This window comes from Variovorax atrisoli (assembly GCF_014195185.1).
Taxonomy (GTDB): domain Bacteria; phylum Pseudomonadota; class Gammaproteobacteria; order Burkholderiales; family Burkholderiaceae_C; genus Variovorax; species Variovorax atrisoli.
Map to the genome: position 1 here is coordinate 966,478 of NZ_JACIBG010000001.1, position 14,129 is coordinate 980,606.

The 14,129-nt window shown below is 65.8% G+C and carries 12 protein-coding genes and 3 tRNA genes; 5 read left to right on the top strand and 10 right to left on the bottom strand.

Annotated features, from left to right (window positions below; all coding sequences use genetic code 11):
* Positions 1–6: 6 nt before the first annotated feature.
* Positions 7–771 carry an SDR family oxidoreductase gene (locus FHY06_RS04615; protein ID WP_184603603.1) on the bottom strand — a complete coding sequence of 255 codons (765 nt, stop codon included), beginning with the start codon at positions 769–771 and terminating at the stop codon, positions 7–9.
* 66 nt (positions 772–837) lie between these two features.
* On the bottom strand, positions 838–3,108 hold the full coding sequence (gene rnr, locus FHY06_RS04620) for a ribonuclease R (protein ID WP_240649879.1): 2,271 nt from the start codon (positions 3,106–3,108) through the stop codon (positions 838–840).
* Positions 3,109–3,189: 81 nt separating this feature from the next.
* On the opposite strand from rnr, the gene FHY06_RS04625 reads away from it, so the two are divergent.
* Together FHY06_RS04625 and FHY06_RS04630 are read left to right on the top strand one after the other, a co-directional pair.
* A tRNA-Leu gene (locus FHY06_RS04625) sits at positions 3,190–3,274 on the top strand.
* Between the two features lie 209 nt (positions 3,275–3,483).
* Positions 3,484–3,568 (top strand) — tRNA-Leu (locus tag FHY06_RS04630).
* Between the two features lie 81 nt (positions 3,569–3,649).
* Here FHY06_RS04630 and rimO read toward each other — a convergent pair.
* The 6 genes from rimO to FHY06_RS04660 form a co-directional block, all read right to left on the bottom strand.
* Complete coding sequence (gene rimO, locus FHY06_RS04635) at positions 3,650–5,056, bottom strand: 30S ribosomal protein S12 methylthiotransferase RimO (protein WP_184603605.1); 1,407 nt, start codon at positions 5,054–5,056, stop codon at positions 3,650–3,652.
* Positions 5,057–5,122: 66 nt separating this feature from the next.
* Positions 5,123–5,683 (bottom strand): polyhydroxyalkanoate synthesis repressor PhaR, encoded by a 561-nt coding sequence (gene phaR, locus FHY06_RS04640; protein WP_019652414.1) that lies wholly within the window; start codon positions 5,681–5,683, stop codon positions 5,123–5,125.
* 74 nt (positions 5,684–5,757) lie between these two features.
* Positions 5,758–6,126: a hypothetical protein gene (locus FHY06_RS04645; RefSeq protein WP_184604123.1), complete on the bottom strand. Its 369-nt coding sequence runs from the start codon at positions 6,124–6,126 to the stop codon at positions 5,758–5,760.
* 170 nt (positions 6,127–6,296) lie between these two features.
* A tRNA-Val gene (locus FHY06_RS04650) sits at positions 6,297–6,373 on the bottom strand.
* 48 nt (positions 6,374–6,421) lie between these two features.
* Positions 6,422–8,611, bottom strand: coding sequence for a RelA/SpoT family protein (locus FHY06_RS04655; RefSeq protein ID WP_051127524.1), 2,190 nt, complete (start codon positions 8,609–8,611; stop codon positions 6,422–6,424).
* A 94-nt stretch (positions 8,612–8,705) separates the two neighbouring features.
* Complete coding sequence (locus tag FHY06_RS04660; protein ID WP_184603607.1) at positions 8,706–9,665, bottom strand: alpha/beta fold hydrolase; 960 nt, start codon at positions 9,663–9,665, stop codon at positions 8,706–8,708.
* A gap of 68 nt (positions 9,666–9,733) precedes the next feature.
* Here FHY06_RS04660 and FHY06_RS04665 point away from each other — a divergent pair, with 68 nt between their 5' ends.
* A complete protein-coding gene (locus FHY06_RS04665; RefSeq protein ID WP_184603609.1) occupies positions 9,734–10,504 on the top strand; it encodes a 3-hydroxybutyrate dehydrogenase in 771 nt (256 codons plus the stop codon).
* A gap of 48 nt (positions 10,505–10,552) precedes the next feature.
* Here FHY06_RS04665 and FHY06_RS04670 read toward each other — a convergent pair whose 3' ends face one another.
* Both FHY06_RS04670 and FHY06_RS04675 read right to left on the bottom strand, forming a co-directional pair.
* On the bottom strand, positions 10,553–11,263 hold the full coding sequence (locus FHY06_RS04670) for an SIMPL domain-containing protein (protein WP_019652409.1): 711 nt from the start codon (positions 11,261–11,263) through the stop codon (positions 10,553–10,555).
* 79 nt (positions 11,264–11,342) lie between these two features.
* Positions 11,343–11,717 carry a hypothetical protein gene (locus FHY06_RS04675; RefSeq protein ID WP_260310018.1) on the bottom strand — a complete coding sequence of 125 codons (375 nt, stop codon included), beginning with the start codon at positions 11,715–11,717 and terminating at the stop codon, positions 11,343–11,345.
* Positions 11,718–11,875: 158 nt separating this feature from the next.
* Here FHY06_RS04675 and ompR point away from each other — a divergent pair, with 158 nt between their 5' ends.
* Together ompR and FHY06_RS04685 are read left to right on the top strand one after the other, a co-directional pair.
* Complete coding sequence (gene ompR / locus FHY06_RS04680; protein WP_007837017.1) at positions 11,876–12,607, top strand: osmolarity response regulator transcription factor OmpR; 732 nt, start codon at positions 11,876–11,878, stop codon at positions 12,605–12,607.
* A 74-nt stretch (positions 12,608–12,681) separates the two neighbouring features.
* Positions 12,682–14,106 carry a sensor histidine kinase family protein gene (locus FHY06_RS04685; protein WP_019652407.1) on the top strand — a complete coding sequence of 475 codons (1,425 nt, stop codon included), beginning with the start codon at positions 12,682–12,684 and terminating at the stop codon, positions 14,104–14,106.
* Positions 14,107–14,129: the final 23 nt, after the last annotated feature.

Here is a 14,129-nt window from a genome sequence, read left to right on the forward strand (position 1 = left end):
AAGACCCTAGCCGCGACCGACGAAGGGCATCTTCGTCGCCATGACGGTGTGGAACAGCACGTTGGCTTCCAGCGGCAGGTTCGCCATGTAGAGCACCGACTGGCCGACGATCTTGACGTCGATCAGCGGTTCGATCGCGAGCTCTCCGTTGGCCTGCGGCACGCCCTTGGCCATGCGCGCGGCCAGCTCGGTCATGGCGTTGCCAACGTCGATCTGGCCCACCGCGATGTCGTACTTGCGGCCGTCGAGCGACGCGGTCTTGGTCAGTCCTTCGACCGCGTGCTTGGTCGCGGTGTACGCGGCCGAGTTCGGGCGCGGCGCCGTGGCCGAAATCGAGCCGTTGTTGATGATGCGGCCGCCCATCGGCGTCTGAGCCTTCATCGTGCGGAAGGCCTGCTGGATGCAGAAGAACATGCCGGTCAGGTTGATGTCGACCACGCCCTGCCACTGCTCGGGTGTCCAGTCCTCGAACGGCCCCGGCGGGTTGCCCACGCCGGCGTTGTTGAACAGCAGGTCGACGCGGCCGAAGCGCTCGACCGTCGCGGCGAACAAGGCCTGCACCGAGGCTGCATTCGACACGTCAGTCGGCACCGCGAAGGCGCGCGCGTCGGCGCCCGATTCTTCCGCCACCTGTTCCAGCGGCTCCAGGCGACGGCCTGCGAGCGCCACGCTCCAGCCGTCGGCCAGCAGCGCCAGCGCGGCTGCACGGCCGATGCCGGAGCCGGCACCCGTGACGATGGCGATACGGCCCTTGTTGTCTTCAGCACTCATGCTGTCTGTCTCTTTCTTCTCGGTTGTCGATGGTTCGTTCGTTCGATCATGGCGATGGGAGGCCGGTCAGCGGCGCGGCTTGCGCCCCTTGCCCTTCATCTTGCTGGCGGCTTTCTTCACCGCCGACTTGAAGGCCTGCATCGCCGACTGCGCGCCGGCCGTGGCCGAAGTCGGCCGCTCGCCGCGGGGCTCGGCATTGCCGGCTTCCGCCTTGTTGCGCGTGCTGCGCTTGGCCGAGGCCTTCACGGGCACACCTGATGATGCCGCACCCTTGTCCTTCATCGCCCGCGTCGTCAGCTCCTCGCCTTCGCGAACGAGGCGGAAGTCGATCTTGCGGCCGTCCAGGTCGACGCGGCTCACCTGCACCCGCACCCGCGTGCCGATAGCGTAGCGGATGCCGGTGCGCTCGCCGCGCAGTTCCTGGCGCATCTCGTCGAACTTGAAGTACTCGCCGCCGAGCTCGGTGATGTGCACCAGGCCTTCGACGTACATCGCGTCGAGCGTGACGAAGATGCCGAAGGTGGTGGCCGCAGTAACCACCCCGCCGTACTCCTCGCCGAGGTGTTCGCGCATGTACTTGCACTTGAGCCATGCCTCGACGTCGCGGCTGGCCTCGTCGGCACGGCGCTCGTTGGCGCTGCAGTGCAGGCCCGCGGCCTCCCATGCCAAAACTTCCTTGCTGGGCGCGACGGTGGCCTTCTGAGGCTTGGCCGTCGGCGCCTTCACGCGAGACGCGAGGCGCTTGGCCAGCTTGGCGTGTGCCTCGCCAGGGGTCGGCAGCATCGGCAGCTGGTAGCGCGTATTGCCGAGGATCGCCTTGATCACGCGGTGCACCAGCAGGTCGGGATAACGCCGGATCGGACTGGTGAAGTGCGTGTAGGCCTCGTAGGCCAGGCCGAAGTGGCCGCTGTTGATCGGCGTGTAGATCGCCTGCTGCATCGAGCGCAGCAGCATGGTGTGGATCTGCTGCGCGTCGGGACGGTCCTTGGTTGCTTCGGCGATCGCCTGGAACTCGCCCGGCCTCGGCTCATCGGTGATGCTCAGGCCCACGCCCATCGCCTTCAGGTAGCCGCGAAGGATTTCCTTCTTCTCGGGCGTGGGGCCTTCGTGTACGCGGTACAGGCCAGGGTGCTTGCCCTGGGCGATGAAATCGGCGCTGCAGACGTTGGCGGCGAGCATCGCCTCCTCGATCAGGCGGTGCGCCTCGTTGCGCGTGCGCGGCACGATCTTCTCGATGCGGCCGGCGTCGTCGCAGATGATCTGGGTCTCGGTGGTCTCGAAGTCGACGGCGCCGCGCTTGCCGCGCTGCTTGAGCAGCGCCTTGTAGACGTCGGCGAGGTTCAGCAGGTCCTTGACGCGTTCCTTGCGCTTCGCAGCCTCGGGGCCGCGGGTGTTGCCGAGGATCGCAGCCACCTCGGTGTACGTGAAGCGCGCGTGGCTGAACATCACTGCCGGATAGAACTGGTAGGCGTAGATCTCGCCGTCGGCATCGACCAGCATGTCGCACACCATGCACAGGCGCTCGACTTCGGGATTGAGCGAGCACAGGCCGTTCGACAGCTTCTCGGGCAGCATCGGGATCACCCGGCGCGGGAAGTAGACGCTGGTGGCGCGGTCGTAGGCGTCGATGTCGATGGGCGAGCCGGTCTGCACATAGGCGCTGACATCGGCAATGGCAACCAGCAGGCGCCAGCCCTTGCCGCGGCCCACCTTCGCGGGTTCGCAATAGACGGCGTCGTCGAAGTCACGCGCGTCTTCACCGTCGATGGTGACGAGCGGGACGTCGGTGAGGTCGACGCGGCCTTTCTTGTCGGCCGGGCGGACCTTCTCGGGTAGTGCCTTGGCCGCGGCCAGGCACTCCGCGGAAAATTCATGCGGCACGCCGTACTTGCGCACGGCAATCTCGATCTCCATGCCGGGGTCGTCGATCTCGCCCAGCACCTCCTTCACGCGGCCCACGGGCTGGCCGAAAAGGGCCGGCGGTTCGGTAAGCTGCACGACAACGACCTGCCCCACCTTCGCGGGACCGGTCGCTCCCTTGGGAATCAGGACGTCCTGGCCGTAGCGCTTGTCTTCCGGTGCGACGAGCCAGATGCCGCCTTCGTGCAACAGGCGGCCAATGATGGGCTGCTCAGGGCGCTCGACGATCTCCACCACGCGCCCTTCGGGACGTCCGCGGCGGTCCTGGCGCACGATGCGCGCCTTGACGCGGTCCTTGTGCAGCACCGCGCGCATTTCGTTCGGGGGCAGATAGATGTCCGCTTCGCCATCGTCGCGCTGCACGAAGCCGTGCCCGTCGCGATGTCCTTGAACAGTTCCTTCGATTTCATCCAGCAGGCCGCTGGAAGTGACATTATTTTTGATATGATCTCCTTCTTTCCTGAAATTCAAAACGTAGTTGCTTCTGCAACTACGTGGGCCCAGATGGCGGAATTGGTAGACGCACTAGTTTCAGGTACTAGCGAGTAACATCGTGGAGGTTCGAGTCCTCTTCTGGGCACCAAGTTTAAACAGACCCTTACCAGGTCATTCGATTCAAGCCACCGGTCTCCGGTGGCTTTTTTCATTGCCGATCGAATCCGCATCGAACGGTCGGCGCAACCGGACAGGCAAGAGCCGGACCAGCGCCAGATTTTTTGCGCGCGACCCGTTTTTTTCGGGCAGCCGCGACAAATTGTGTATACTCGCAGTCTTTGCTGAAAAGCAGAGTCAGCCCAGATGGCGGAATTGGTAGACGCACTAGTTTCAGGTACTAGCGAGTAACATCGTGGAGGTTCGAGTCCTCTTCTGGGCACCAGATCCAAATTGACCCCCGCCAGGTCATCCGAAACAAGCCACCGGTCTCCGGTGGCTTTTTTCATGGTCGATCGGATTCGCATCAAACGGGCAGCGCGATCAGGTCGTGGCCCTCTGCACCCACGATGCGCGCGCGGGTGAACTCACCCACCTTCAGCGTCTTGCTGATCTTCTCGGGCGGCAGCAGACGGACCGTGCCGTCGATCTCCGGCGCATCTGCGTACGTACGCCCCACCCCGCCCTTGCGACCCAGGGCGGGCGCCGAATCGACCAGCACCTGCATCGTCGAGCCGATGCGCCTTTGCAGCTTGGCGATCGACACGGCCTCGGCCACCTCCATGAAGCGCGCACGGCGCGCCTCGCGCTCGGCCTCCGGCAGCATGCCGGGGATGTCATTGGCGGTAGCGCCTTCGACGGGGCTGTAGGCAAAGCAGCCGGCGCGGTCGATCTCGGCTTCGCGGATGAAATCGAGCAGGTGCTCGAACTCCTGCTCCGTCTCGCCAGGAAAGCCCGCGATGAAGGTACTGCGGATGACGAGCTCGGGGCACACCTCGCGCCAACGCGCCAGTCGCTCCAGGTTCTTCTCGCCGCTGGCCGGGCGCTTCATGCGCTTGAGCACATCAGGATGGCTGTGCTGCAAGGGCACGTCGAGGTACGGCAGCACCTGGCCGCTCGCCATCAGCGGAATGATCTCGTCGACGCTGGGGTACGGGTACACGTAGTGCAGTCGAACCCAGGCACCGTACGGCTCGGCGATTTCACCAAGCGTGCGCACCAGTTCGAGCATGCGCGTCTTCACGGGCTTGCCGTCCCAGAAACCGGTCCGGTACTTCACGTCGACCCCATAGGCCGAAGTGTCCTGGCTGATCACCAGCAGTTCTTTCACGCCGCCTTCGAACAAGGCCTTGGCCTCGCTCAGCACATCACCCACAGGCCGCGACACGAGGTCGCCGCGCATCGATGGAATGATGCAGAAGGTGCAGCGATGGTTGCAGCCCTCGCTGATCTTCAGGTACGCGTAGTGCCGCGGCGTCAGCTTGAGGCCGGCGACCCCGAAGGTATTCGGCACGAGGTCGATGAAAGGATCGTGCGGCTTCGGCAGATTGGCATGCACCGCATCCATCACCTCCTGCGTGGCGTGCGGACCGGTCACGGCCAGCACGCTCGGGTGCATCTGGCGCACCAGGTTGCCGCCCTGGTCGCCGGTCTTGGCGCCAAGGCAACCGGTGACGATCACGCGGCCGTTCTCGGCCAGCGCCTCGCCGATCGTGTCGAGGCTCTCCTTCACGGCGTCGTCGATGAAGCCGCAGGTGTTGACGATCACCAGATCGGCGCCTTCGAAAGTCTTGGCAGTTTGATAACCCTCGGCACTCAGCTGGGTCAGGATCAGTTCGGAATCGGTCAGGGCCTTGGGGCAGCCCAGGCTCACGAAGCCGACCTTGGGGGCGGTCGGCGCGGCCATGCGTTCGGGGGAGGCAACTTCGCTCATATGCCTCTATTGTCCCAGCTATCGGAGACGGCGGGGCAACCACCGCTTGCGGGCACCTGCCGCAGGTCAGGAACGCTTGATGCCAAAGGCCCCCAGCACCTGCTCGGTGTTCTTCTGCATCTGCTCCTGCATCTGAAGGAACACGTTCTTCGATTGCTCGACGTAGCTGCCCATCAGCCCCTGCAGCATCGGCGACTGCATGGTCATGAAGCGGGCCCACATCTCGGGGGTCAGGCCTTCGGCCTTTTCGGCGAGCTGCGCCTGCACCTCGGTCATGGCCTGGATGTTCTTCTCGAGGTACGGCCCCATGTAGCCCTGCATGGCCTGACCGTAGAAGCGGATGATGTTGGCCAGCACCTGCTCGGTGAACATCGGCGCGCCGCCCGCTTCTTCTTCGAGGATGATCTGCAGCAGGATGCTGCGCGTGAGGTCGTCGCCGGTCTTGGCATCACGCACCACGAACTGGGCATTCTGGATGACCAGCTGCTTCACCTCGGTCAGCGTGATGTACGTGGATGTCTCGGTGTCGTAGAGCCTTCGGTTCGGGTACTTCTTGATCACACGCTGTACCGGCTTGACCCCGGACTTCTTGCTCTGCACTGCGGACTCCTTCACATGGACGCCCATGTCGTCGGATGATTCTAGGGAGCGGTTTTGCTGCGCCGCGACAAGGTTTACCCTGACCGGACCGGGCACTTGCCTCAATCGGACGAGGTCGCGTATTCGGCGCCGCACACATTGCAGGCGGCAACCTCGGGCCTCTCCCCCTCGGCTTCGCGGAATCGCAGCGGCGTCTTGTGGCCATAGACCACCCAGCAGCGCGGACAGTGCTCCTGTCCGACGGTAGGCAGATAGGCCCGCGCACGCTGCTCGGCACGCTCCTCCGTCAGGGGCATGCCCTGGCGGTGCGCACGCGCCACTTCCCGGGCAGCCATCGTGTCGGTGCGCCCGCTCGCGTAGTCGTTGATGCCGTAGACGGCACGCGCAAACTCGATGGGAGCCTGCTTCAGCAATGCGGCCAGGCGCTTGTCGGCATGAGTCCGATCAGCCGTGTTCGACCGCGTATTCATCGAATCGCTTATCAAGAAAAATGGAATGAAGTTGCAGAGCGACCAAGGTAGCACAAGTACGTGGCCGAGGTCTTTGCCTGCATCATCACAAGGGGCGATATACACACCGGAGAACCCGGTGGATGATCTGTTCAATTGACCCGGTGGTTGGCCGGGGTTGAAACAGAAATTGGTAGGCGCGATTGGACTCGAACCAACGACCCCCACCATGTCAAGGTGGTGCTCTAACCAGCTGAGCTACGCGCCTAAGGATGTGTCCGAGAAGCAGTTATTGTAGCAGGAGAAATCGCGTTTTTCAGCGACGACGTGCAGATCGCACACCAATAACTGCAGTGACCAGTCCAAGAACCTGCGTGAGGCGCGCTGCATCTGCGATTTCCACGGTGAACGTCATCCACGCAGTGCCCTTGATCGACTGCGTCTGCACGCCGATCACGTTCATCTTCTCGCGCGCGAAGACATCCGAGATATCGCGCAGGAGGCCCTGGCGGTCGGCCGCTTCGACAGCTACGTCGACCGCATACACAGGCGCCTCGGCGCCCTTCTTCGCAACGCCCCACTCCACGTCGATGACGCGTTCGCCATCTTTTGCGGCCATCGTGCGGAAGTTGCTGCAATCGCTGCGATGCACGCTGACGCCATGGCCGCGCGTGACGAAGCCGCGGATCGCATCGGGCGGCGCCGGCTTGCAGCACTTGGCCAGCTGCGTCATCAGCGAAGACACGCCCACCACGAGCACGCCGCCCTTGCCCGACTTCTCACTGCCGCGTGCCTTCTTGATGAGTACGCCGTCGTCGGGGCCCTGTGCGGGTTCGGGCGGACGCAGCAGCGTCTCGATGTTGCGCAGGGAGAACTCGTCCTTGCCGACGACTTCGAACAGATGGTCTGCCGACTTGAAGCCGAGCTGCGAGGCAAGATCCTCGAGCCGCACCGCGGTCTTGCCTTCGCGCTGCAGCAGCTTCTCGACGGCCTCGCGTCCACGCGCCACGGTCTCGTGCGTGATCTGCGCGTTGAACCATGCACGCACCTTCGCGCGCGCACGGTTGCTGGCGAGATAACCGAGCTCCGCATTCAGCCAGTCGCGCGACGGGCCGCCCTCCTTGGCCGCGATGATCTCGACCGTCTGTCCGTTCGACAGCGGCGTGTTCAGCGGAACCATCGCGCCATCGACGCGAGCCCCTCTGCAGCGATGCCCCAGCGTCGTGTGCACGGTATAGGCAAAGTCGACCGGCGTCGCCCCTTGCGGCAACTCGACGATCGCCGCATCGGGCGTCAGCACGTAGATGCGGTCGTCGAACAGGCCCTGCCCCTGCAGGCCGCCCGAAAGATCGCGCTCCCACGCGAGCAGTTGCCGAAGCACCGCGATCTTCGCGTCGTACTCGCCGCTGGCCCACACGCCCGCGTAGCCCTTGTGGCCCGCTTCCTTGTAGGCCCAGTGCGCAGCCACGCCATGCTCGGCGTGGTCGTGCATCTCTTCTGTGCGGATCTGAATCTCGATCGGCTTGCCGGCCTTGCCATCGACCAGCTCGCGCACCACCGTGTGCAGCGACTGGTAGCCATTGGGCTTGGGGCGCGCGATGTAGTCGTCGAACTCCTCGTCGATGGGCTGGAAGTGCGAGTGCACCCAGGCCAGCGCCGCATAGCAGTCCTTCACGTCGGGCACCACCACGCGCAGCGCCAGGATGTCGAAGACCTGCGCGAAGTCGAGCGACTTGCCGCGCATCTTCTTCACGATGCTGTAGATGTTCTTGGGCCGTCCCTGCACCGCGGCCTTGATGCCCTCGGTCTGCAGCTCGCGCTCCAGCTTGGAGCGCAGCTGCTCCACGTAACCCTCGCGCTCGACGCGCTTCTCGTCCAGCAGCCTTGCGATCAGCTTGTAGGTCTCCGGCTCGAGGAAGCGGAACGAAAGATCCTCGATCTCCCACTTCACCTGCCAGATGCCCAGCCGGTTGGCCAGCGGCGCGAAGACCTGCAGCGACTCGCGCGCGACCCCCTCGGGGGCTGGCTGCTTGCTTGCGGCCGCATGGCGCAGGGTCTGCAGGCGCGAAGCCAGCCGCAGCATCACGACGCGCAGGTCGCGCGAGAACGCAAGCAGCATCTTGCGCACGTTCTCGGTCTGCGCGCCGGCGCCCTCGATGTGATGCCCCTGCGAGGCCGAGCGGGCCTGCTCCTGCACGCGTACCAGCTTGGTCGTCTCGACGGCAAGCGAGGCGAAGTTGTCGCCGAACACCTTGGCGATCACCTCCTGCGGACGGTTCAGGTGCTGGCACGAATAGACCAGGTAGCTCGCCGCCTGCATCGCCTCGGAGCCGCCCATCTTCGCAACGATGGCAGCCACCGCGTCGGCGTGCGCGAGCGTGTTCTCTCCTGTATCGAGCTTCTCGTCGGCGATCAGCGGCTCGGCGAAGGCGCGCGCGCGGGCCAGCATGTTCTCCATCACCGGCGTGCGCTCTGCCGTCGCCGCGGACAGCGGGTAATCGACCATGACCGCCTCTGACGCGGTTGCCGTCTGCAGACTCGATGAATCGCGCTTCACGCTTCGCTCACTCACTTGCTCAAATCAGTCAATCAGCTGCGGATCAGTCGAAAAGGAACCTGGTGACGACTGCTATCTGAGCGGGATCGACGAAGGTCGGCGCATGGCCCACGCCTTCGAACTCGACCAGCGTGGCGTGCGGTCCGCGCTGCGTCATGGCCACGGCCGTGTCGCGCGACAGGAGGTCCGATTCGGCACCGCGGGTGAGAAGCGTGCGCGCCTCGATGGCGTCGTACAGGCTCCACATGATCGCACCGCCCTGCGCCGCGGCTTCCGGCGTGATCGCACGAAGCGCCACGCCGATGGCCGGGTCGTAGTGAAGCAGCCAGCGGCCGCCTTCGCCAGGTTCATCGTCCTGTGCCTCGACCTTCGCCGAACCATCGGACGTGCGCTGCGAGGCAGGCACCACCATGTGCTGCGACAGCGCCAGCCACTGCTGCGGCGTGTGCGGACCGAAGGTGGTCGACAACGCCCACATGGCATCGGCCGCCGCCTGCACGCTCTCGTAGCTGCCGCTCTTGCCGACGTAGGCGCCGATGCGCTGAAGCGCCACCGGCTCGATGGTCGGGCCGACGTCGTTCGCGACGAAACGGCGGATGGGCCGCGCCAGCGGCAATTCCTTGTGGCCTGCCAGCACGAAGCCGATCAGCCCGCCCATGCTGGTGCCGATGTAGTCGAGCGTGCCGATCGGCTGCTCGCGATGCAGTCGGGCGATCAGCGCGACCATGTCGGCCGCATACACCGGCACCTGGTAGAGAGATGGATCGCGCAGCCAGTCGCTGCGCCCACGGCCCACCACGTCCGGGCAGACCACGCGCACGTCGCCGCCAGCACGCTCCACGATGGACTGGGCCAGCAGGTCGAAATCGCGCCCCTGCCGGGTCAGTCCATGCACGCAGACCACGACGTGTTCGCTGCCCGCGTCGCCCCATTGCCAATAGGCCATGCGGTGGCCGCCCTGGGCGTCATCGCACGCCACGTGATGAAGCGTCGGTTCGGTCATGGAAACGAAGGTGTCCTGGTGCGGATAATTGTCTCATCGCATCCTAATTCATCCGGAGATTGATCTTCATGCTCAAAGGCAAAACCGCGCTTGTTACGGGGTCCACCAGTGGCATCGGCCTCGCCATCGCCAAGTCCCTCGCCCAGCAGGGCGCAGACGTCGTGCTCAACGGCTTCGGCGATTACGCCGCGCCCAAGTCCGAGGTCGAGGCGCTGGGCGTGCGCGCCGAGTACCACGGCGCCGACATGAGCAAGCCCGAGCAGATCGAGGACATGATGAAGTTCGCCGCGTCGAAGTTCGGCCGCATCGACATCCTGGTGAACAACGCCGGCATCCAGCATGTCGCCAAGGTGGAAGACTTCCCACCCGAACGCTGGGACGCGATCATCGCGATCAATCTCACCAGCGCCTTCCACACCACGCGGCTGGCAATCCCCGCGATGCGCGAGGCCAACTGGGGCCGGGTCATCAACATCGCCTCGGCGCACGGGCTGGTGGCGTCGGCACAGAAGTCGGCCTATGTCGCGGCCAAGCACGGCATCGTCGGCCTGACCAAGGCGGTCGCGCTGGAAACCGCGACCACGGGAGTCACCGTCAACGCGATCTGCCCCGGCTGGGTGCTGACTGCGCTGGTGCAGAAGCAGATCGACGACCGCGCAGCGCGCGAAGGCATCACCGTCGCGCAGGCCCGGAACGACCTGCTCGGCGAAAAGCAGCCTTCGCTGCAGTTCACCACCGTCGAGCAACTGGGCGGCCTGGCCGTCTTCCTGTGCTCGCCGGCTGCCGATCAGGTCCGTGGCCAGGCCTGGGCGATGGACGGCGGCTGGACTGCCCAATAGAGGGTAGCCCGCCGGAGGGGACCGCCCCCCTCTATCTATATATGGGCTCTACTTGAGCTGCACCGAACCCGACACCGTCACCACCACGGCGGTCTTGCCGGCCTCGACCGGCACCGCCGAATCGGCGGAGGAGAAGGACTTGGCCTGCACCGCCATCATGCGCGGGCGGATCGGGCCGTTGTCGCTCGCGTTCACCGACACCTCGCGCAGCGTGTAGCCGCCGAAGCCGAAGCCCTTGGCCAGTTCGTTGGCCTTCTGCTTGAAGTTCTCGATGGCGATGTTCTGCGCCTCGGTCTCGGTCTTGGCCCTCTGCTCGCGGCTCAGGCCGAAGCCGACATTGCCGACGTTGAGCGTGGTGATGCGCCCTGCCGTCTGGGTGATGCGCGGGAAGTCGCGGCCTTCGAGCACCAGCTCGGTCGAGCCCTGCCAGCCGTTGATCTTGCCTTCCTTCGTGTAGCGCGGCGACAGGCTGAAGTTGCCGGTGCGCACGTCGAGCTGGCCGGTCTGGGCGTTCTTCTTCGCCTCGGACAGCGCGGCGTCGAGCGCGGCCTTCAACTGGGTCTGCACGGTGGCGGCGTCGGCGGCATCGCGGGTGGTCACGAGGGTCATGCTCAGCATGTCCTGCTGGACTTCGACGGTGCCCGATGCCGTCAGCTGCAGCACGTTCTGGGGCGCGGGTGCGACGACGTTCTGGGCCAGCGCGTTGCCGGCGGCAGCCAGGGCGGCGCAGGCCGCAAGCAGTTTGATCTTTTTCTTCATGGCGAAGTACTCCCGATGTTGGTATGGAAAGGCAGGCGCCGGGCTTGCCGCGGCAGGCCGCAGGCGCATCGATGCCGCATCAGCGGCGCTGGCTGCGCGGCGCCAGCGGCAAAGTGCCCACCGCGGGCGGCGGCACCGGCACGATGCGCTCGGCCGGCTGCGATTCTGCCGAATTGAGCAAAGCACCCGCGGCGGGCGGGGCCCATTGGCCGCGTACCTGCTGGCGCAGTTCGAACAGCTCGGCGGGCGTGAGGCGCCTTCCGGCGATCGCTTCTCCGCGGCGCTTCTCCTCGCGCTGCTCGGCACGGTGGGCGGCGACGGCGTCGCGGACTTCGTTGCGTCTTGCCTCGCCGACCCGGAGGAAGTCGCCGGAAACCGCCAGCGACGGGCCGCAGGCGAAAAAGAGGATGAGCGGCAGTGCGGGGAAAGGACGTCTCATTGAGGCGAAAGTCATCGGTACACGTGACTTTGCCACTGCCGGACTAACGTCGAATGACCAGACCGCGAGTGTCCGCAAGTTTTGTAACTTAGTGTCAAACCCCAAGCAAATCCGGCTCAACCGGACCGCAACGCCTTCAGAATCGGCGCTGTTACAAATTCGACGTTGTAGAAATGACTCAAGTTCCCGCTCGCACCGACAAGATCGTGATCGTCGACGACGACGCCCGCATCCGCGACCTGCTGCGCCGCTACCTGACGCAGGAAGGCTTCGAAGTGATCGTGGCCGAGGACGGCAAGGCGCTCAACCGCATCCTGTTGCGCGACACGGTCGACCTGATCGTGCTCGACCTGATGATGCCCGGCGAGGACGGCCTGTCCGTCTGCCGCCGCCTGCGTGCCGCCAACGACCGCACGCCGATCATCATGCTCACCGCCAAGGGTGAGGACGTGGACCGCATCGTCGGCCTCGAAGTCGGCGCCGACGACTACCTCGGCAAGCCTTTCAACCCCCGCGAACTGCTGGCCCGTGTGCACGCCGTTCTGCGCCGCCGCCCGCCGCTCGAGGCGCCCGGCGCCCCCTCCACCGAGAACGAGACCGTCACCTTCGGCCCGTTCGCCTTCGACCTCGGCTCGCGCACCCTGAAGAAGGATGGCGAAGAGCTCTCGCTGACCACCGGCGAGTTCGCGATGCTGAAGGCGCTCGTGCGCCATCCGCGTCAACCGCTGTCGCGCGAGAAGCTGGCGCAGCTGGCGCGCGGCCGCGAGTTCGAGCCTTTCGACCGCAGCCTGGACGTGCAGATCTCGCGCCTGCGCAAGCTCGTGGAGTCCGACGCCGCTGCGCCCCGCTACATCCAGACCGTCTGGGGCGTGGGCTACGTGTTCGTGCCGGACGGCACGGCCTGACGCCACGTTGAAAGGTGGCCGTCGGCCAACCCCCCAGACCCGGCGCTGCCCAGGAGGACGGCGCGCAGGTCACGATGCCGAGCCCGCTCGAAGCGAGCTCGCAGCGTGACCGCCGCCCCGGCCTCAAGCTGGGCTTCAGCCTTTTCTGGCGCACCTTCTTCCTGCTCGCTCTGCTGCTGATCGGCTGCACGGTCGCCTGGCTGCAGACTTTCCGCTCGCTCGAATACGAGCCGCGCGCCATCCAGACGGCGCACCAGATCGCCTCGCTCGTGAACCTCACGCGCGCTGCGCTGGTGTACTCCGACGCCATCACTCGCGTGTCGCTGATCAAGACGCTGGCCGACCAGGAGGGCGTGCGCATCCTGCCGCGCGAGCCCAACGACCGCTTCCAGCCCTACACCAGCGGCGCGCTCGACCTGCGCGTGACCGAGGAGCTCATCGAGCAGCTCGGCGAAGGCACGACCGTGGCCAGCCGCGTGAACGACGAGGCGGGCCTGTGGATCGGCTTCACCATCGAGAGCGACACCTACTGGCTGCTGCTCGACCCCACCCGCTTCAGCCGCGTGGGCGGACGCACCTGGCTGGTATGGCTGAGCACCGCCATGGCGCTGTCGCTGGCGGGTGCGGCGCTGATCACGCGGCTCATCAACCTGCCGCTCAAGCAGCTGTCGCGCGCGACCATGCAGGTGCGCGAAGGCGAGTACGAGGCTCACCGCCTCGACGAGCGCGCCCGCACCAACGAGATCCGCGCGGTCAACATCGGCTTCAACCGCATGGCGGACCAACTCGCCAAGATCGAGCAGGACCGCGCCATCATGCTGGCCGGCATCTCGCACGACCTGCGCACGCCGCTGGCCCGGCTGCGGCTTGAAACCGAGATGAGCGTGGCCGACGAGGACGCGCGCGACCACATGGCCGCCGACATCGCCCAGCTCGACGCGATCATCGACAAGTTCCTCGACTACGCGCGGCCCGACCACGTCGACCCCAAGCCGGTGCTGCTGCGCGACGTGGTCGATGCCTGCACCTACGCCGTGCAGGACTACGAGGAGATGAACATCAAGGTCGAGGTGCCGCCCGACCTGCGCGTGATGGGCGACGAGGTCGAGCTCACGCGCGTCATCTCCAACCTGGTCGAGAACGCGCGCCGCTACGGCAAGACACCCTCCACCGGCGTGGCCGATGTGACGATCCAGGCGCAGGCCAACAACGACGCGGTGCTCATCAAGGTGCGCGACCACGGCGCGGGCGTGGAGCCGGCCCTGCTCGCGCAGCTGACCAAGCCCTTCTTCCGCGGCGACACCGCACGGACATCTGCGGCCGGCGCGGGACTGGGCCTGTCGATCGTGGCGAAGAACATCGAGCGCATGGGCGGCACCTTCGCGCTGACGAGCACGCCGGGCCGCGGTCTGGCGGCGCACATCCGCATGCCGCGCGCGATGCCACCCGGCACCAAGCCCGGCGAACCGCAGGGCGGCAGCGGAAAGAAGCCCGCCTGACTGGTGGCCGCCGGCCGCGCTGG

Coding starts and splice junctions, on each gene's coding strand:
- FHY06_RS04615 (WP_184603603.1), bottom strand. CDS start 771: ATGAGTGCTGAAGACAACAAGGGCCGTATCGCCATCGTCACGGGTGCC.
- rimO (WP_184603605.1), bottom strand. CDS start 5,056: ATGAGCGAAGTTGCCTCCCCCGAACGCATGGCCGCGCCGACCGCCCCC.
- phaR (WP_019652414.1), bottom strand. CDS start 5,683: ATGGGCGTCCATGTGAAGGAGTCCGCAGTGCAGAGCAAGAAGTCCGGG.
- FHY06_RS04645 (WP_184604123.1), bottom strand. CDS start 6,126: ATGAATACGCGGTCGAACACGGCTGATCGGACTCATGCCGACAAGCGC.
- FHY06_RS04655 (WP_051127524.1), bottom strand. CDS start 8,611: ATGGTCGATTACCCGCTGTCCGCGGCGACGGCAGAGCGCACGCCGGTG.
- FHY06_RS04660 (WP_184603607.1), bottom strand. CDS start 9,665: ATGACCGAACCGACGCTTCATCACGTGGCGTGCGATGACGCCCAGGGC.
- FHY06_RS04665 (WP_184603609.1), top strand. CDS start 9,734: ATGCTCAAAGGCAAAACCGCGCTTGTTACGGGGTCCACCAGTGGCATC.
- FHY06_RS04670 (WP_019652409.1), bottom strand. CDS start 11,263: ATGAAGAAAAAGATCAAACTGCTTGCGGCCTGCGCCGCCCTGGCTGCC.
- FHY06_RS04675 (WP_260310018.1), bottom strand. CDS start 11,717: ATGACTTTCGCCTCAATGAGACGTCCTTTCCCCGCACTGCCGCTCATC.
- ompR (WP_007837017.1), top strand. CDS start 11,876: ATGACTCAAGTTCCCGCTCGCACCGACAAGATCGTGATCGTCGACGAC.
- FHY06_RS04685 (WP_019652407.1), top strand. CDS start 12,682: ATGCCGAGCCCGCTCGAAGCGAGCTCGCAGCGTGACCGCCGCCCCGGC.